We start from the raw sequence: 18541 nt of genomic DNA, 5'->3' as shown, positions 1-18541 counted from the left end.
GAATTGCCCTTCTCACGGCTTCATGAGAATCAGAGTCCTTGGAGGCTCACAAATGGTTCAGTTTCATATTCAACCAGACAGTGAAATTCCAGCATCAAAACAACTATTTGACCAAATGCAATTTGCGATCGCCTCGCGACAGTTTCCCCCTGGTCATCGATTGCCCAGCACTCGGCAGCTGGCAATGCAAACAGGTCTGCACCGGAATACCATTAGCAAGGTATACCGGCAACTAGAAGACACTGGATTAGTAGAATCCCAAGCCGGATCGGGAATTTATGTCAAAGCCCAAGGAAACGAGGGCGGTACTGGACACAGCGGTCCTATACACGAACAATATCCTCAAGCTTACAAGCTGGTGCAGCACAGCCTGGATGACCTGCTCAACCAAGGTTGCACCCTCAACCAAGCCAGGGAACTATTCCTAGCAGAAGTTGACTGGCGCTTACGCTGTAGTGCGCGGGTGTTGGTTACAGTCCCGTCACGAGACATGGGTGCTGGGGAGTTGATGGTTCAGGAACTGGAGAAATCTTTAGGGATACCCGTTCAATTGGTGCCGATGGAGGAACTCAGTAAAGTCCTCGATCAAACCCACTCTGGCACCGTGGTGACTAGCCGCTATTTTATTGGGGATGCGGAAGCGATCGCTGCCCCAAGAGCAGTGCGCGTCATCCCCGTCGATATTTACGACTACGCTCAAGAACTCAATCTAGTTCAACGCCTCCCTAAAGACAGCTGTATGGGTCTGGTGAGCCTCAGCTCAGGCATTCTCGGCGTTGCAGAAATTCTTATCCACAGCCTGCGTGGGGATGATTTGCTAGTGATGACAGCCCAAGTAAAAGACACCTACAAACTCAACGCAATCGTTCGCAGTGCCCAAACGATTGTTAGCGATCGCGCCAGTTTTGCCACCGTCAAAGCGGCAGTCAGCGCCGCCCGGGAAGACATTATTCGTCCTCCGGAGGTATTATGTAGCGAAAATTATATTGGCACCAAGTCAATTAACTTGCTCAAGCGCGAACTCGGTTTAGGTTGACCATTTTGGATTTTGGATTTCAATGATTAGATTTCATGATTAGACAGTCTATGTAGTTCATCTCCTTGGGCAGCCTAAATTGCCGATTCAGGTGGGCAATCCCCACCTGCACCCTTCGGTTTCGGCTGAACTTTTGGATGATCAGATTCTTTAGGGTCGTCGTCAGGGATTCAAGTTTCTCACCCGGAAGCCCTTTCTTAAAATTGGCAATCAAAGTTGGCAATTCTTTGCTAAAAAACTGCTAAGAAGCAAGCGGAGCAAAGAGAACCATTGACATGAAACCTGCAATGGGTTTACTAAAAATGCTATCGAGAAACGCCATGCTACTAGAGCTTTCTGACCCGATTCGATTCCAGATGTTCTTTTGGAAGAAATTTTTACTTTGGGGATACACGCCCCATCCAGTTACGATTTACAGCCTTCTCTTTTAAAATCCCTCTATAGGTAGATATTTTCTCTCTGCTACCCTTAGGCTATACTGCCGATGAACGAATAAAACAGAAGGAAGGGCGCTTTAGGAGAGATCGGGTTTACGATGGCGACAGCTATGGTGAACTTTCCGTCTATAGACTTATGTATAAGTTTTCAAAAAGCCCCTCCGGGTGATTGGCAGAACCTGTAATTAGGGGTATAGTTACACCTCAAGAACAGCCAAATCGGCTCCTATTGCTGAACGATCGCGTCCGGACAGCTAGCTGCAACCGGCAACAGTTGCGATAGTAATCGGGAACAATTCTCCTCTAACGCCTTCTGATTTTTTTTAAATAAGAGGCGCTTTCTCCAAACCGTTGCCGAAACTGGCAATCCTGAAGCCAGAATCTGTGAAGATATCCTGACAGCTAAAACCTTTGTGCGGAACTCTGACTCCTGATGCTATGACTGCTGTGCCCCTTCCTCGCCAGCCATCTCCCTTGCCTGACGGCGGTACCACTGCCGAAACAACGCCAGTTTTTGCGCTCAAAGAACTGGTGGCGCGTTTGCATCGAGAACAGCGCAAGATTCAAGACTTGCTCTCGTCGTTAGGGTTTGCCCTGCGTAGCTTCAATAACTTAAATCAGTTTTTGGAGTTGATTCCGCTGATGGCAACGCGGGTGACAGATGCCGATGGTGGCATTCTCATCCGGTTTTTGCCCAATGGTCAGGTGCGGCTAGAACGCTTGCACTGTCAGGAAGGTCAGTCTTGTCAGGATATTCGCAAGGCGCTTAACGCCGCAACCCGTCAGACAAGTAATGCTTCGACAACAGCAGAGGGGGAGGCGATCGCTTCCCCGCCATCATTGGATGCTCAACTGACTCGGTTTTTGGGGCCAGACATTCAGGTATTTGGCACTCCGATTCTGGTGAAAAATGCAGAGCGAGGGCGTCTTTATGTTTTCAGCCGCGATCCCAAATATATTTGGACAGATACCCGACAAAAGTTGGTGCGCTTAGTTGCCGATCAAACAGCAGTAGCGATCGCGAACGATGAACTCACCGTCGAACTCCGCCAAAAAGAACGCCTGGATAAAGAATTAGAAATTGGTGCCGATATCCAGCTGCGCTTACTGCCGCGACAATGCCCTGATATTTATGGAGTCGAACTAGCGGCAAAGTGCCAAACAGCTAGTCGCGTTGGCGGAGATTATTATGATTTCATTCCCGCCAATTATGACCAGCTGCGACCCAAAACGAGCAGCGATTCGGAAGTGGAAACCGCCCAAAGAGGATTGGTTCCGTGGAGCCTGGTAATTGGGGATGTGATGGGCAAAGGTGTCCCCGCCGGTCTAATTATGACGATGACGCGGGGGATGCTGCGAGCCGAAGTGCTAAACAGGCACTCACCAGCGAAGATTTTGCAACATTTAAACCGGGTGATGTACGCCGATTTGGAAAACTCCCATCGGTTTGTCACCCTGTTCTATTCCGAATACGATCCGCAAACCCGCATCCTGTCGTACAGTAATGCCGCCCACCATCCTCCCTTGTTGTGGCAGGCATCAACCCGTTCCATCAAGCGCTTGGATACCTGGGGAATGCTGATTGGTCTAGATGCCGATTCCCAGTATGAAGATGCCCAAGTCCAGCTGTATCCCGGCGACACGATTATTTATTACACCGATGGTTTTACCGATGCGGCAAATCAAAATGGCGATCGCTTTGACGAAGAAAAGCTGAGCCGCACCTTCCAGTGGGCTTGCCAGCATTGCAACGGCACCCAAGCGATTTTAGATTACCTATTTGAGCAGGTACAGCAGTTTATCGGCCCGACCAGCCGTAACGGAGATGATATGACGCTAGTGGTGATGCAGGTCAAAAGTTAATCGGTAATGAGTCATGGTCATTTCCGATACCCATGACTCATTACCCATCACTGACTCCCCCACTAGCAAAGACATCAGCTTTGTGTTAATACAATCTGAACGGATGCGCGAGCAACCTTTGCCAACATCTCTCTTTTGTTGTGAGGAAATCAGAGTCATGGTGCTTAACGAAATGCACGAAATAATTGGTTGGTTGCCCAACTTGACCCACAGTTACGATAGTGTATCGCTGTGGTTTTCGCACTCGCCGGTCAATTGGCCCGTGTTGGCGCAGCAAATCAGAGACCCAAAAGTGTTAGACCAGATGCAAAATGCGTTTAACTACTTCATTAAATCAGGGCAAGTCTGGGCGCTGTTAATCGGACTGTTTTTTGGCTACCTGATTCGAGGGATTACCGCTTAGTGGATGGCGTTTGAAGGTCTAAAAAGTTAAAGGTTGAAGGTTGAAAGTTGAATGTTTGGATACAGCTTGCTCGTCCTGCAATTTGTTAAAGAGTAAGATGCTTGCAAAGGCAAGCTAAAATCTGCTCGCCGAGCCAACTTTCAACCGGCTCGCCTTTGAATCTGTCAACTTTCCAACGTTATCAACAAGCTCGTGACTGAACAAAAAACTTGGAGCCAACGGTTTGAATCGGCGTTGCATCCAGCGATCGCTCGCTTCAACGCTAGTATCGGCTTCGATATAGAACTCATCGAATACGACCTCACCGGCTCGGTCGCCCATGCCAAAATGCTCGCTCACACCGGCATTATTTCCGAGTCGGAGGCACAACAGCTAGTCGCAGGCTTAGAACAAATCCGCCAAGAATACCGGGAAGGGAACTTCAATCCAGGTATAGATGCGGAAGATGTTCATTTTGCGGTAGAGCGCAGACTGACAGAAATTACCGGAGATGTCGGCAAAAAACTGCACACGGCGCGATCGCGCAACGATCAAGTAGGCACCGACACCCGCCTCTATTTAAGAGATCAAATTTCCCAAATTCGCAGCCAGTTGCGCGAATTTCAGGGAGTTCTCATCAACCTTGCCCAGAATCACGTTGAAACCCTGATTCCCGGCTACACGCACCTACAACGCGCCCAGCCGGTCTCTTTAGCTCACCACCTGCTTGCGTACTTTCAAATGCTAGAACGCGACTGGGAGCGCCTAGGAGAAGTCTATCAGCGCGTCAATGTCTCGCCCTTAGGGAGTGGCGCACTGGCTGGAACCACTTTCCCCATCGATCGACACTACACCGCCAAACTGCTGAACTTTGATGGGGTGTATGCCAACAGCATGGATGGTGTGAGCGATCGCGACTTTGCGATTGAATTTCTCTGTAGCGCCAGCCTGATCATGGTTCACCTCAGCCGTCTATCGGAAGAAGTCATCCTCTGGTCATCCCACGAATTCGGCTTTGTCACCCTCAAAGATAGCTGCGCCACCGGCTCCAGCATCATGCCCCAAAAGAAAAACCCCGACGTGCCTGAACTCGTGCGGGGCAAAACAGGTCGTGTTTTTGGGCATCTGCAAGGAATGCTAGTGCTGATGAAAGGGCTACCCTTGGCTTACAACAAAGACTTACAAGACGACAAAGAAAGCCTATTTGACAGTGTAAAGACCGTTAAAGGCTGCCTAGAAGCAATGACCATTTTGTTTCGCGAGGGGCTAGAATTCCGTACCGCTCGCCTTGCAGAAGCTGTCGCGGAAGATTTCTCTAACGCGACCGATGTTGCTGATTACCTAGCAGCGCGGGGTGTCCCCTTCCGGGAAGCTTACAATCTCGTGGGCAAGGTTGTAAAAACTTCCCTCGCTGCCGGTAAACTTCTCAAGGATTTGAGCTTAGACGAATGGAAGGAATTGCACCCAGCTTTTGAGCCAGACATCTATGAAGCCATCTCTCCAAGACAAGTGGTTGCCGCTCGTAACAGTTACGGCGGTACCGGATTCGAGCAAGTGAGACAAGCGATTCAAGCTGCCCAGTCTCGGCTGAGTAATCAGGAGTGAGGACTGAGTAATCAAGACTGAGGACTGAATAGGGGCTTTCTCAATTTCGCAAAAGAGTTAGTAGCTGAGGAAAAATATTTTTCTTCCTCAGTCTTCAGCCCTCTGCCCTCAGTCCTAAGCGCTCAATCCTCAGCACCGAGCAATGGCTAACCCATCGCGCCGCCCATTGCTCCCATTCCTCCTCCCATCTTGTCTTCATCCTCCTCATTGGTTCTCTCTCCGGGCGATCTTTGACGCCGGAATTTAGAGAACCGACCCGTAGTTTGACGTTTACGAAACTTGCGGGCGTATGCTTGATTACGCTGCGCCTTTTCTTTCTTAGGGTTACGGCGCTTCGCCATGTTCACCTCTTTGATATACGACTAAAAAATGGTGCCTTTGGGTTTTCCCCCGCACCTGATGCTTGTTGGTGTTGCCAGTCATGCCCAAGGCTTGTAAAAGCAGGTACTAGAATCTGCCAATCTGCCAATCTACCGCGATCGCCCTCTTTTCGAGGGTTCTCCTTCGATCTGGCTTGGTTTGAGCTGCATCTAACGCCCCATCCATTTTGCACCATCCAGCGCCGAAATAGCTGTCTTTTTTTGCGGAGCGTCCACCTTCTCTAGGAAAGCAAAGCCCCGCACATTGCCTGTCTTCCGGTCGCTTGGTATCGCCACACTTTTGGCTAAACCTGATGCAGAGACTTGTTTAAGGTCTTCTGGAGTAACCTGCAAAGACAGACTTTCGATGTAAATAGTCATCCAACAATATCCATCCGAACAATTGATTCAGATGAAAGCCCAGAGACAGAAAAGCAACCTAGAAGCGCAAAATTTAAAGCGTCTCTAGCAACTTCTCAGAACGTACTCTTGTCCAAGCGAGTCTAGACAGAGTGTGTTACTTCCCCAGAGCATTTTTTTGGCGCTGGAAGCCTCTGCCTTCAAACCTGTGGAAGAAACACCGAAGCAGGCTAGCCTAAAAACGGCGGGTCGCTGACTGACGTGACCGAACTTGCATCCGTAACGTATATCATAACAGCCCGTCAGCAGCCTACTAAAAAGCCCTGACTTGCTGCGGTTGAAAATAGCCCCATATCCCTGAAACTCAGTAGCACTGCTCCTTTGGTGGGTAAAATTGTCAGCCACAACGACAGCAAAGGGCTGAAAAATTCCGCAGCAAGCAACTGATCCGCCTTCAGCGACACACATGAATGAGATCGGCTCGAATGGTAACATTGAGAAGATTTATCTCCCAGTGAGAGCGGAATCTCAAAAAACAGAAATTCTTGCAGATTTAAAAATTTTAATTTGTAGAGGTGGATGAATCAGCAATTCTGGCATCCCCAGAACTATGCGGGTTCCGCCCTTGGGGAAACCCTCCTTTTGCAAAGTTTTAAATTTTATCTGTAATCGGAGAACTTCCTGGTCATAAATTGACTCTAAAAGTAAAAGTATCCTTTCTGCGTTGAAGTAAAGCTTCTTTTGTCTATGCGTCAGTTATGGCGATTCATACAAACAGTGCTAGGGATTATTTTCCGTCATCCCATCATCGGCACAACTATCATCCCGATTTTGCCGGATGGTCGAATTGTGTTTATTCGACGCGGAGATACGGGTGAATGGGGTTTTCCTGGCGGCATTGTTGATTGGGGTGAGGATATTCCGACATCAGCGCGGCGGGAATTGGCGGAAGAAACCGGACTAGAGTTAGTAAAAATTCGCCGGTTAGTGGGAGTTTACTCTTCGCCAGACCGCGATCCCAGAATTCATTCGATTTGTGTAGCGCTAGAAGCGGAAGTGCAAGGAGAAATGCAGGTTCGGGATACGCTGGAAATTATGGAAGTAAAAGCATTCTCTGTGACATCATTGCCTCCAGGGAAACTCTGCCATGACCACGACCAGCAGTTGCAGGACTACTTGAACGGCTTGACAACCCTCGCATGAGCAGGATTTTCGATTTTGGATGCGTGAATCCATCGTCAATCTAAAATCAAAATCTAAAATTAAAAATCTAGGATGACTCTACCGCTACGCAATTCTCGAATTAAGCTGTCCCAAGGACAAATCTTCTGGCGCGAAGTCGGTCAAGGACCGATTTTGGTTTTTTTACATGGATCGGCTCACGATAGCAGTCAATGGCTACCTGTCATCGATTGTTTGAGTCGAGATTATCACTGCTTTGCTCCAGATTTACTCGGCTTTGGTGACTCAGAACGCCCGAATATCCACTACTCGATTGAGTTAGAGGTGGAATGTCTCGGTGAGTTGTTAGAAGCGTTGAACCAGCGGGAAGTTTATTTAATTGCCCACTCACTGGGGGGATGGATTGCGGCAAGCTTCGCGCTGAAATATTTGGAACAGGTACGCGGATTAGTGCTGATAGCTCCAATTGGGGTGGAAGCGGAGGGATTAAGAACCGAGCGATCGCGCCCATCTCTATTTACATCTCTATTTAAGCGGCTGTCTAAGGTAATATCCTCCGGGTCGCGATCGCTTATAGATGCGATCAATCGTGTCTCTAACAATCGCCTGTTTGCCCGCAAGCAGACTGGGCAAAAGAAGCGGCGACAAGAACAGCCGGTACAGTTTCCCACTACTGACAAGCTATTATTTCAACGCCGTCGCGCCGAAATTCAAGCAGAATTATTGAAAGAAAGACTGGAGTGGCTGAAAGTCCCCGTTTTAATTTTGCAAGGCGATCGAGATAACCGTTCCAGAATTGCCGAAAGTCAAGCCTACGCCGACTTAACTCCATCAGCTCAGTTAGAAATTATTGGCTTTGCAGGAAACGATCTACCCGAAGCGCTGCCAGATGTTGTGGCTCAGTATATTCGAGATTTCGTTAGTAAGCAGTAGGAGCGCATAGGCTGTGCGCTTTTACTGGAGTTAATGAAAGAACCTCACCCCCAACCCCTCTCCGCTTGCGGAGAGGGGAGCCGGAGCCGCAGGTGGAGGCGGGGTGAGGTTTTTCTCAATTGTGGAGAATCAAGCAGATTTGATCTGAGTAGCTTTATTAAGGGCTAAGAACTAAGGACGACTGACCTCATGCCCATAAAAATTAGATTGGGGTCGTTCATGATTTGACTGGCTATTTCAGGAAACTGGGTTTGGAGATAGGAAAGTAAACTAGCGCGATCGCCTCCCGTCAAAACCACCCGACTGCTTGGAAATTCCTGCTTCCAAGCTTGGATAAAATCTTTGATTCCAGCCACGACAGTGTAGATAACGCCACTCTGAATGGCCTCTGGTGTATTCAACGCCCAACGCGGCGGCATTTCCTGTGGTATTTTGACTGATGGCAAGGCAGCTGTTCTATAAGCTAGTGACAGTAGTTGCTGGCTCAAGCCTGGAAGAATTGCCCCACCCACCAGACAACGATTGGCATCTGCACCCGTGAACGTTAGAGCAGTACCAGCATCAATTACCAGCACTGGCAAACCCCAGACTTCACCAGCACCCAACGCAGCTAAAGCCCGGTCAATTCCCAGCGTTGGGTACATTCCCTCAAGAGGCAACTCTTCTAAAGTAATGATGCGAACATTAGGATAACTTTGCCAAAGTAGCGTTTGCCTAGGAACCACCGAAGCCAGATAAAGAGGTAGCTGACTGGGTGGTGAAATTTCCGCTGGTAAGTCACCTGCCATCAAACCCTGCATCAGCTCCTTCACAGATGCTGCCGTTAGATAATGAGTGTCCCAGGCTTTGTGAAGCGTCTCTCCTTCAAAGTACGCCCAGTGCATCTGCGAATTTCCAATCATCAAACCTAGCCAATTCATATCTGTGTCCTCTGTGCCTCTGCGGGTTCACACTTTTAGAACTCTTAACTCACTCATAGGTTTTTTAATAAATCTTTACAAGATACTCGTGGCAGAATGAAAGAAGAAAAAATACCTAATGGGTTGCAACAGAAGGAGACCAGAGATGGTAGCGCTCACCGACCGAACCCAAAAACGCCTCACCATGCAGACTGGCGAAATCGCCCCTGACACCACAACGATTCGCTCGCTCGATTGGGATCGCGATCGCTTCGACATTGAATTTGGACTGCAAAACGGCACTACTTATAATTCCTTCATCATTCGGGGTGAGCAGACGGCTTTAGTGGATACCTCCCACGAAAAGTTTCGCCAGCTATATCTGGATGCATTACAGGGACTGATTGACCCTAAAGAAATTGATTACCTGATTATCAGCCACACCGAGCCAGACCACAGCGGATTAGTCAAAGACATCTTGAAACTGGCTCCCCAAGTAACGGTGGTTGGGTCAAAAGTCGCAATTCAGTTTATCGAAGATTTTGTGCATCAGCCGTTTGAGCGGCGAATTGTCAAAAATGGCGACAAGTTGGATTTAGGCAACGGACACGAATTGGAATTCGTGATTGCCCCCAACTTGCACTGGCCCGACACGATTTTCACATTCGACCACAAAACCCAAATCCTGTATACTTGCGACGCCTTTGGCTTGCACTATTGCTCGGATAGCACCTTTGATGAAGATTTAGCCGCCATCGAAGCCGATTATCGGTTTTACTACGAATGCCTGATGGCTCCGAATGCCCGTTCCGTGCTATCTGCACTGAAGCGGATGGGAGAACTGCCAGAAGTCAGCACCATCGCCACCGGACACGGCCCACTGCTGCGCCACAACGTTGTGGAACTAACGGGACGCTATCGGCAGTGGAGCCAAGCTCAAACTAAGGGAGAGACGACAGTAGCGGTATTTTACGTCTCCGATTACGGATATAGCGATCGCCTTTCCCAATCTCTCGCCAAAGGGATCACCAAAACCGGCGTCGCCGTTGAGACACTCGACCTGAAATCCGCCGATCCCCAGGAAGTACAAGAACTGGTAGGGCGTTCATCTGGCTTAGTCATTGCCACACCCCCAGCCGCCTCTGCCACCGCCCAAGCGGCGATTGGCACCGTTTTAGCCGCCGCCAAGGAAAAACAAGTGGTTGGGATTCTGGAGTCCTATGGAGGAGATGATGAACCCGTCGATCCGCTAGTGAGTAAATTTAGAGAGTTAGGGCTGACAGTCGCATTTCCAGCGATTCGGATTAAAGACACACCCGGAGAAGCCACCTATCAGCTGTGCGAAGAAGCGGGAACTGACTTGGGGCAAGTGCTTACCCGCGATCGCAACATCAAACAGATTAAGTCCCTTGATGCCGACTTAGAAAAAGCGCTGGGACGCATCAGTGGTGGACTTTACATCATCACTGCCAAAAAAGGCGAAGTCAACGGTGCCATGTTAGCCTCCTGGGTGGCACAAGCTAGCTTCCAACCCCTAGGGTTCACCATTGCTGTCGCAAAAGACCGGGCAATTGAGTCCATGATGCAAGTAGGCGATCGCTTTGTCCTCAACGTCTTAGAAGAGGGAAATTATCAAAATTTGATGCGCCACTTTTTAAAACGATTCCCCCCTGGCGCGGATCGATTTGCCGGGATAAAATCTCAGCCTGCGGAGAACGGTTCCCCGATTCTGACAGAAGCCCTCGCCTACATGGAGTGTGAAGTTGCAAGCCGTATGGAATGCAGCGATCACTGGATTGTTTACAGCACCGTTCAATCCGGTCGCGTCTCCAAAGCCGACGCCCTCACAGCCGTTCACCATCGTAAGATCGGAAATTATTATTAACGTTCTCGGTGCGCCAAGGTTAACGCTCTCGGTACGCAAAGAGGCAGCTTTAACTTTGCGCTACGAGAGCGTACCTTTGCGTTAAAAAAAATTACCGTTTTAACTTATGATGACAGCCACAAAACCCCGCGATGTTCAGGTTCTCCCGATTGGTGCAGATACAACTGTATTGCGATCGCGCACTTGGGACAGACTTAAGTTTGAAGTCGAATATGCGCTGCAAAGAGGCACAACGGCGAATTCTTATATAATTCAAGCGGATAAAACAGCACTCATCGATCCGCCGGGAGAATCATTTACAGAGATTTTTCTTTCCGCTTTACAGCAGCGGTTTGACTTGAAAAAGCTGGATTATGTAATTTTGGGACACGTCAATCCCAACCGAGCCTTTACGCTGAATGCTTTACTAAAACTGGCTCCTCAAATTACATTTGTTTGCTCAAATCCAGGCTCAATTCTGCTGCGAAATCTTTTTGAAAGCACTTTCCCAGAAACTTTACAAGAACACAATCTCCAAATTGCCGTAATGCGGGGGGAAGAAACCCTCGATTTAGGCAAAGGTCATCACTTACAATTTATCCCCACCCCCAGTCCCCGTTGGCCCGACGCCCTCTGCACCCACGACTCCCTAACCGAAATTTTGTATACTGATAAGCTTTTCGGGGCGCACGTTTGTGGCGATCAGGTGTTTGATGAAGGGTGGACGGTGTTTAGCGAAGATCGGCGCTACTATTACGATTGTCTGATGGCTCCCCACGCTCGGCAAGTCGAAACAGCGCTAGACAAACTGACACAGGATTTGCCAGCCAGACTTTATGGGACGGGTCATGGCCCCTTGGTGCGTTACAGCCTGATTCCGTTGACTCAAGCTTATCGGCAATGGAACCAGCAGCAAAGGGCAACGGAAACGAGCGTGGCGCTGCTCTATGCTTCAGCTTATGGGAATACAGCGACCTTGGCGCAAGCGATCGCTAGTGGGATTACCAAAGCGGGGGTTGCTGTCGAATCGATTAACTGTGAATTTGCCGAACCTGCTGAAATTCAAGAAGCTGTAGAAAAATCAGATGGGTTTATCATGGGTTCTCCTACCCTCGGTGGTCATGCTCCTACGCCGATTCAAACCGCGTTAGGTATTGTCCTATCCAATGCGAGCAAAGGCAAGCTAGCGGGGGTTTTTGGTTCTTATGGCTGGAGTGGGGAAGCGATTGATTTACTTGAAGGCAAGTTAAAAGATGCGGGATATCGCTTTGGTTTTGACCCGATTCGGGTCAAATTTAAACCCACTGAGGTGACGCTGAAATATTGCGAAGAAGCGGGGACAGACTTCGCCCAAGCCTTGAAAAAAGCTAGAAAAGCCAAAGTTGCCCGACAACAGTTAGGTGTGCAACCGATTTCACCTTCGCAATCTGCCAGGATCGAACAAGCGGTAGGGCATCTGGTTGGCTCTCTTTCGGTAGTAACAACAAAACAAGGCGAACTCAGCGGGGCGATGTTGGCTTCTTGGGTGTCTCAGGCAACTTTTAATCCCCCCGGTTTAACCATTGCTGTCGCCAAGGATCGAGCGATTGAGTCGCTGATGCATTCTGGTGGAAAATTTGTTTTAAATATTTTGGGAGAAGGCAAGCACCTCGGCTTGATGAAGCATTTTCTCAAACCTTTTGGTCCCGGTGAAGACCGATTTGCAGGTGTCGGTACGCAAGACGCCCAAAATGGTTGTCCGATTCTCACCGACGCCCTGGCTTATCTAGAATGTACTGCCCGGAATCGCATGGAATGTGGCGATCACTGGTTGGTTTACGCTGTGGTGGAAAATGGCAAGGTGTTACAGCAGGAAGGCGTCACCGCCGTTCATCACCGAAAATCGGGTAGCCATTATTAAATAACGCTCCAGTGCATAACACTCAGTGCATAACGCTCAGTGCATAACGCCCAATGCAACTTTTTCTGAGCCACCCATTTATCAGGAGTTTAACGAGGGAAATGTTACTCGAAGAAATCCAGAAAGATGCACAGAGTTTTAACTAATAACTAATTGGGGATTGCTATTGTGTTGTAAGTTGTTAGCTTGGAAGTAGGCGATCGCTATCTTTGGATCTGCTGGCTCAGTATTTTTTCAAAGTAAAAGAGACAACATAGCCGGTGCTGACGGCTTCCGCCGAATGCGATCGCTAAAGCTTACTGCTAGAGCCGAAAGGCTCGAAGGGTTGAAATGGCGCTATTTGAGACTGCCCAAACCAACTTTCGCCGCAGGCTAACTCGTGCGATCGCGTTGCCGTTTATTTTGATGCTAGCGCTCTCCGGCATCTTATTTTTGCAGCTCAACCATCTACTTTCGGTGACGCGGTGGGTTGACCACACAGATCGAGTCATTGCTCAAGCAAACTATACTCAGAGATTGCTGTTAGATATGGAAAGCGGGATACGCGGGTATCTCGTCACCGGCAATCCGAGTTTTCTAGCGCCTTACCAAGCGTCAAGTTTGTTAATCGATCCTGCCTTTAATGACTTGCGTTCTTTAATTTCGGACAACCCGCGTCAAATTCAGCGCCTCAAAGAGTTGCGGGCAATTTATGAACAGTGGAATCGATATGCCCCCTCCCAGATCGCTCGGAAGCAGCGCAGTGGTGATTATCAATTCTCTGTGTTTAACACTCGTAGACATCTGATGGACGCGATGCGGGTTCAGCTTGCCTCGTTCATCGAAACCGAGGAGGTACTGCGGGATGTTCGCACCGACACCGCTCAAAAAACAACCCAACTGACAATTGGCAGCACTCTCGGCTTAACGGTTGGGTTGGGAAGCCTCCTGGCATTGTTCACCAACCGTCAGTTGATAGCAGTAGCAAAAACCTACAAACACGCCCTTGCAATCGCCCAAGAGCAAACAGAGGCACTGCGTCGATCTGCCCAACGGTTGGAAGCGTTGCATCAGATTGACCGGGCGATTCTGGCAGCACATTCACCCGCCGAAGTTGTCCGCGCGGCATTGTCGCGGATGCAGCGCTTGGTGCCTTGCCAACAGGCTTTTGTGGTGTTGTTTCACTTTGAAACTGGCATTGCCCACGTGATCGCCGGAACTGTTAACGGAGATTTTCCGTTCCCAGAAGGCGCTACGCTCCAAATTGACGAGTTCCTGCCTGGATTTGTCTTAGGGCAACAGAGATCCTATTCTGTAGAGAACGCGACAATCAATCGTTGTCCGCCTGCCATAAAGCGAATGGGGGAAGGGCAAAGTAACTGCATGACTATACCCCTGCGGGTCGAAGAAAATCTGCTCGGCGAACTGATTCTGAGTGCCACGGAACCGACAACGTTTAATCCCGAACACCAAGAGATTGCCAGGGAGGTCGCCGACCAACTTGCGATCGCGATGCAGCAAGCTGAGTTACGAGAACAACTCGAACAGTACAATGCACAACTGGAGCAGCGCGTCAGCGATCGCACTGTCCAATTGCAGGAAGCCAATGCTGAATTGGAGGCGTTTGCCTATTCCGTTTCTCACGACCTCCGTGCGCCATTGCGTGCCATGCAGGGTTTTAGTTCCGCTTTGTTAGAAGATTATGGCGACTCCTTCGATGTCATCGGGCAAGACTATGCCCAGCGCATCGTTACGGCTGCCCAGCGCATGGATATCTTAATCCAGGATCTGCTCGACTATAGCCGCCTCAGCCGCACGGAGATCCGTCTCCAGCCGATTCACCTAGAAGCGGTGGTGATAGAAGTCCTCGCTCAACTAGAGCCAGAAGTGCGCCAAAAACAAGTCCAGGTGGCAGTAGAATCCCCGCTGCCTCAAGTCGTCGGGCATCGCACCACTTTGATTCAAGTCTTGACAAATTTGCTAAATAATGCAATGAAATTTATCGCTCCTGGAGTCCAACCGCAGGTGCGAGTCTGGGCAGAAGTTAGGGAGAGAGGGGAAGCCGAGGAACAGGGTATTGTAGAGACAAGGGTAGAAACAAGAGCGATCGCGTCTATAGCTGAAGAGTCAGAGAGTCATCAACCTTCAGCAAATTCCCAATTGTGGGTACGCTTGTGGATAGAAGACAACGGCATCGGCATTGCTCCAGAACATCAACAACGCATTTTTCGCGTCTTCGAGCGTTTACACGGAATTGAAAGTTACCCCGGCACTGGCATTGGGTTGGCAATTGTGCGTAAAGGATTAGAACGCATGGGAGGTTATGCCGGAGTCGAGTCGCAAGCTAATCAGGGAAGCAGATTTTGGATAGACCTGCCCAAGGCTAGAGACGAATGTTGAACGTGTCTAACTATACTATTTTGCTGGTGGAAGACGACTCCAATGATGTTTTCCTGATTCAGCGAGCTTTTCGGAAAGCCAACCTGCTCAACCCATTGCAAGTGGTGGAAAATGGGGAAGCAGCCGTGTTTTACCTTGCGGGTAAGCAGCCTTATAGCGATCGCGATCGCTACCCTCTACCCGCTCTGATCCTGCTAGACCTAAAACTCCCTCGCAAGTCAGGTCTTGAAGTATTGGAATGGCTACGGCAGCAGCCAGACCTGAAGCGCCTGCCGGTTGTTGTCCTAACTTCCTCTGAGGAAAATCGTGATATCAACCGAGCCTATGACCTGGGAGCCAACTCTTACTTGGTTAAACCAGTTGCTTTTGAAGCGTTACTGGATATGGTGAAGACACTGAATTCATATTGGCTCATTTTCAACCAAAGACCAAAATTAGAGGAGGGTTGAAAGTTGGAAAGACTTTGAAAGTTGGAAGCTAAAACATTCACCTCTTTCAACCTTCCAACTAAGTAGTGAATATGAGCCAGACTTTACGGATTTTACTAATTGATGACAACCCTGATGATCGCCTCCTAGCAGCTCGTCAGCTCAGCCGAGCTTTTTCCGATCTCCAAATCCAGGAGATCGCAGAAATCAATGCCTTAAACCAGGCGCTGGAGGAAGATGGCTTTGACGCCGTTGTCACTGACTATCAACTGCGCTGGAGTGATGGTCTACAGGTGTTGCGTGCCGTCAAAGAGCGGTATCCCGACTGTCCCGTGGTGATGTTTACCAATACAGGCAGCGAAGAGATCGCTGTAGAGGCGATGAAGGCGGGGCTATCCGACTACGTTCTGAAGTTGCCCAAATACTACAACCGTCTGCCTGCTGCGGTGCAGTTAGCCCTAGAACGAGCTGAAACTCAGCGCAGATCCGCCCGTCTGGAAGCGCATCGGCAAGCTTTGAGTGAGGTATCGCGGGCTTTCGCTGAGAAAATTCCAGAATTCCAAGCAGTTCTAGAACTCGTCAGTCAGCAGGTAGCTCAGCTACTGGGCGATCTCTGCGTAGTCCGCATCCTATCAGATGATGGAAAGTACCTCAAGCCGGTAGCAATTTATCATCCAAACCCAGAAGCCCTCGCCTGCTTGGAAGAAGCCCTCGCCACGGAGGCGCACCGCGTTGATGAGGGTTTGACGGGTCGGGTCTTTAAAACGGGCGAGACGCTACTGATTCCAGTCGTGTCGTCAGAGGAGATACAACCTTTGCGCGAGTCCAAGTATTTGCCCTACTTGCAGCGCTTTGGGATGTACAGCATTTTGATCGCACCTTTAGAGGTACGAGGTCGGCGGATTGGGACTTTATTCGTTTCGCGCGATCGCCCTGGATATTCCTATACTCGTGATGACCAATTCTTTCTGCAAGACCTCGCGGATCGGGCTGCTTTGGCAATTGATAATGCCCGACTCTACCGGGAGGCGCAGGACGCAAACCGCCTCAAGGACGAGTTCTTAGCAACGCTGTCTCACGAACTCCGCACTCCCCTCAACTCTATCCTCGGATGGGCAACGCTACTCCGCAGTCAGAAGCTAGATTCCTCTGTTACCAATCGCGCCCTTGAGAGTATCGAACGCAACGCCAAGGCGCAGGTAAAACTCACCGATGAAATTCTGGATGTCTCGCGGATTATTCGAGGCAAGCTGCACCTAAATATTCGCTCAATCGATCTAGTTCCCACCATTGATGAGGCAATTAATATTGTGCGTCCGGCATTGGATGGCAAGGGAATTCAAGTCAAGGCGGTATTAGATCGCTCAGTTGGCTTAGTCGCTGCCGATCCCGATCGCTTACAGCAAGTCGTTTGGAATCTACTCTCTAACGCCATCAAGTTCACACCAGAAGGCGGGAAAATTGAGGTGCGACTGGAGAAGGTTGAAGGTTTAAAGGTTGAAGGAAAAGTAGAAGCTTTAAATCAAATCCCAAACTTGCAATCCTCTGACTCTGAACCGAATCACCCGCAACCTTCCACTTGCTTTGCCCAAATCCAAATTAGCGACAGCGGCATTGGCATTAGTCCCGACTTTCTACCCTATGCATTTGACCGCTTTCGTCAAGCTGATGCTAGCACTACGCGATCGCATGGAGGATTGGGACTCGGATTAGCGATTGTACGTCACTTGGTGGAACTGCACGGTGGCACCGTTCGTGCTGCTAGTCTCGGAATCGGGCGGGGAGCAACATTTACAGTGCTTCTGCCACTTTTTGATAAAAGTCGGGAAATAGAGGGGCAGGAGAACCGGGGGGTAGAGGAGCCGGGGATCGGGAAAGCTGAGGAGAAGGTAGCACAAGCACCTCCACTCTTGAGCGGAGTGCAGGTGCTAGTTGTGGATGATGATACGGATACACGGGAGTTGATCGCCCTTGTGCTTGAAGAGTCTGGGGCGAAAGTGAAAGCGATCGCATCCGTAGCCGAGGCGTTGGCAGTCCTTCGTAACTGGCAGCCCGATTTGCTGGTAAGTGATATTGGAATGCCAGAGGAAGATGGCTATGCCCTCATCGGCAAGGTGAGAACTCTGGAAGAAAAGACCGGAAAACAAATTCCAGCCCTAGCGCTGACGGCATACGCTAGGGAGGAAGACAAAAACCGTGCCCTAAAGGCAGGTTTTCAAATGTATCAGCCTAAGCCAGTCGAGCCTGATGATTTAGTGGCGGCGGTAGCACTTCTGGCTGGGCGTGCAAGTGAAGTCTAGCTAATGCGCTTTTCTAGATATTGACCGATCATTTGCTGTTCTCCGGCGCGGGAGATGATCGTTTGCCGGGTGCGGTAGCTTCGACCAATCAGTTTTAATTCTTCTTCAAATGAAGAGTCTCTGTACTCTGTCCGCAAGCACAAAGTTTTGGGATTGGAGAAATAATACTCAGCCGTGACGGGTTTTGGAGTAGCAAAGCCGCGATCGCGATAGAGTGTGGTTCCCAATGCGCCAAACAGTGTCGAACCTTTGGACTCTTTGCGGTTTGTGACTGAATTTGTGCTGTCCCACTCTACATAAGAACCACAAATCAGTGCCCCTGGATCTTCTAGTTGATGTAACTCTGCCAAATGTAGCAATTCCGAGCTTCCCTGTTCCAAAAACCGGACGGTAATCAGACTCACCATCTCCTTGGTTTCTCCATCCGGCAGCGTATAGTAGCGTCTTTCAGAGCGCCATTTACCCTCCGATTCCTGAAAAAACGCTGCAATTAAAGATTCTTCATGGGTTTGGGCAAGTTGTCTTAGTGATGTCACCAGTACCAGTCCTCATACGAAGTGAAAATAAAGTTCTTGCAAGCGTCAATTTTTGCTAAGTAGCTATGGGACTTATCA

Annotated in this window: 15 protein-coding genes; 11 read left to right on the top strand and 4 right to left on the bottom strand. The window is 49.5% G+C overall.

Annotation, left to right across the window (positions count from 1 at the left end; genetic code table 11):
* Nucleotides 1-52: 52 nt before the first annotated feature.
* From H6H02_RS00980 to argH, 4 genes are all read left to right on the top strand, one after another.
* Nucleotides 53-1036, top strand: coding sequence for a GntR family transcriptional regulator (locus H6H02_RS00980; protein WP_190813761.1), 984 nt, complete (start codon nucleotides 53-55; stop codon nucleotides 1034-1036).
* 875 nt (nucleotides 1037-1911) lie between these two features.
* Nucleotides 1912-3336 (top strand): PP2C family protein-serine/threonine phosphatase, encoded by a 1425-nt coding sequence (locus tag H6H02_RS00975; RefSeq protein WP_190813759.1) that lies wholly within the window; start codon nucleotides 1912-1914, stop codon nucleotides 3334-3336.
* 202 nt (nucleotides 3337-3538) lie between these two features.
* On the top strand, nucleotides 3539-3739 hold the full coding sequence (locus tag H6H02_RS27825) for a hypothetical protein (RefSeq protein ID WP_190814207.1): 201 nt from the start codon (nucleotides 3539-3541) through the stop codon (nucleotides 3737-3739).
* A gap of 192 nt (nucleotides 3740-3931) precedes the next feature.
* A complete protein-coding gene (argH, locus tag H6H02_RS00965) occupies nucleotides 3932-5323 on the top strand; it encodes an argininosuccinate lyase (protein WP_190813756.1) in 1392 nt (463 codons plus the stop codon).
* Nucleotides 5324-5469: 146 nt separating this feature from the next.
* Here the strand turns inward: argH and H6H02_RS00960 are convergent, their stop codons facing one another.
* Together H6H02_RS00960 and H6H02_RS00955 are read right to left on the bottom strand one after the other, a co-directional pair.
* The gene (locus H6H02_RS00960) at nucleotides 5470-5664 is read right to left on the bottom strand and encodes a hypothetical protein (RefSeq protein ID WP_190414631.1); all 195 of its coding nucleotides are present in this window, start codon (nucleotides 5662-5664) and stop codon (nucleotides 5470-5472) included.
* A 189-nt stretch (nucleotides 5665-5853) separates the two neighbouring features.
* Nucleotides 5854-6063, bottom strand: a complete 210-nt coding sequence (locus H6H02_RS00955; protein WP_190813754.1) for an RNA-binding protein — start codon at nucleotides 6061-6063, stop codon at nucleotides 5854-5856.
* A gap of 726 nt (nucleotides 6064-6789) precedes the next feature.
* Here H6H02_RS00955 and H6H02_RS00950 point away from each other — a divergent pair.
* Nucleotides 6790-7245, top strand: a complete 456-nt coding sequence (locus H6H02_RS00950; RefSeq protein ID WP_190813752.1) for an NUDIX hydrolase — start codon at nucleotides 6790-6792, stop codon at nucleotides 7243-7245.
* A 72-nt stretch (nucleotides 7246-7317) separates the two neighbouring features.
* A complete protein-coding gene (locus H6H02_RS00945) occupies nucleotides 7318-8157 on the top strand; it encodes an alpha/beta hydrolase (protein WP_190813750.1) in 840 nt (279 codons plus the stop codon).
* Between the two features lie 164 nt (nucleotides 8158-8321).
* Here H6H02_RS00945 and H6H02_RS00940 read toward each other — a convergent pair whose 3' ends face one another.
* Nucleotides 8322-9077: a pantothenate kinase gene (locus H6H02_RS00940; protein ID WP_190813748.1), complete on the bottom strand. Its 756-nt coding sequence runs from the start codon at nucleotides 9075-9077 to the stop codon at nucleotides 8322-8324.
* A gap of 145 nt (nucleotides 9078-9222) precedes the next feature.
* Here H6H02_RS00940 and H6H02_RS00935 point away from each other — a divergent pair, with 145 nt between their 5' ends.
* From H6H02_RS00935 to H6H02_RS00915, 5 genes are all read left to right on the top strand, one after another.
* Nucleotides 9223-10941, top strand: coding sequence for a diflavin flavoprotein (locus tag H6H02_RS00935; RefSeq protein ID WP_190813746.1), 1719 nt, complete (start codon nucleotides 9223-9225; stop codon nucleotides 10939-10941).
* A gap of 109 nt (nucleotides 10942-11050) precedes the next feature.
* A complete protein-coding gene (locus H6H02_RS00930; protein WP_190814205.1) occupies nucleotides 11051-12820 on the top strand; it encodes a diflavin flavoprotein in 1770 nt (589 codons plus the stop codon).
* Between the two features lie 330 nt (nucleotides 12821-13150).
* Nucleotides 13151-15199, top strand: coding sequence for a CHASE3 domain-containing protein (locus H6H02_RS00925; RefSeq protein WP_190813744.1), 2049 nt, complete (start codon nucleotides 13151-13153; stop codon nucleotides 15197-15199).
* The gene (locus H6H02_RS00920) at nucleotides 15193-15648 is read left to right on the top strand and encodes a response regulator (RefSeq protein ID WP_190813742.1); all 456 of its coding nucleotides are present in this window, start codon (nucleotides 15193-15195) and stop codon (nucleotides 15646-15648) included. The genes H6H02_RS00925 and H6H02_RS00920 overlap by 7 nt, the downstream gene beginning before the upstream one ends.
* 71 nt (nucleotides 15649-15719) lie before the next feature.
* Entirely contained in the window at nucleotides 15720-17927 is a 2208-nt protein-coding gene (locus H6H02_RS00915) for a response regulator (RefSeq protein WP_190813740.1), read from the top strand.
* Here H6H02_RS00915 and H6H02_RS00910 read toward each other — a convergent pair.
* Nucleotides 17924-18463, bottom strand: coding sequence for a phycobiliprotein lyase (locus H6H02_RS00910; RefSeq protein WP_190813738.1), 540 nt, complete (start codon nucleotides 18461-18463; stop codon nucleotides 17924-17926). The genes H6H02_RS00915 and H6H02_RS00910 overlap by 4 nt on opposite strands.
* Nucleotides 18464-18541 lie beyond the last annotated feature (78 nt).

The sequence above is a fragment of the Coleofasciculus sp. FACHB-1120 genome, from assembly GCF_014698845.1.
In the GTDB taxonomy this organism is placed as follows: domain Bacteria; phylum Cyanobacteriota; class Cyanobacteriia; order Cyanobacteriales; family FACHB-T130; genus FACHB-T130.
The sequence above is the reverse complement of the archived record's forward strand: the minus strand, read 5'-3'. Positions and strand labels throughout refer to the sequence as shown.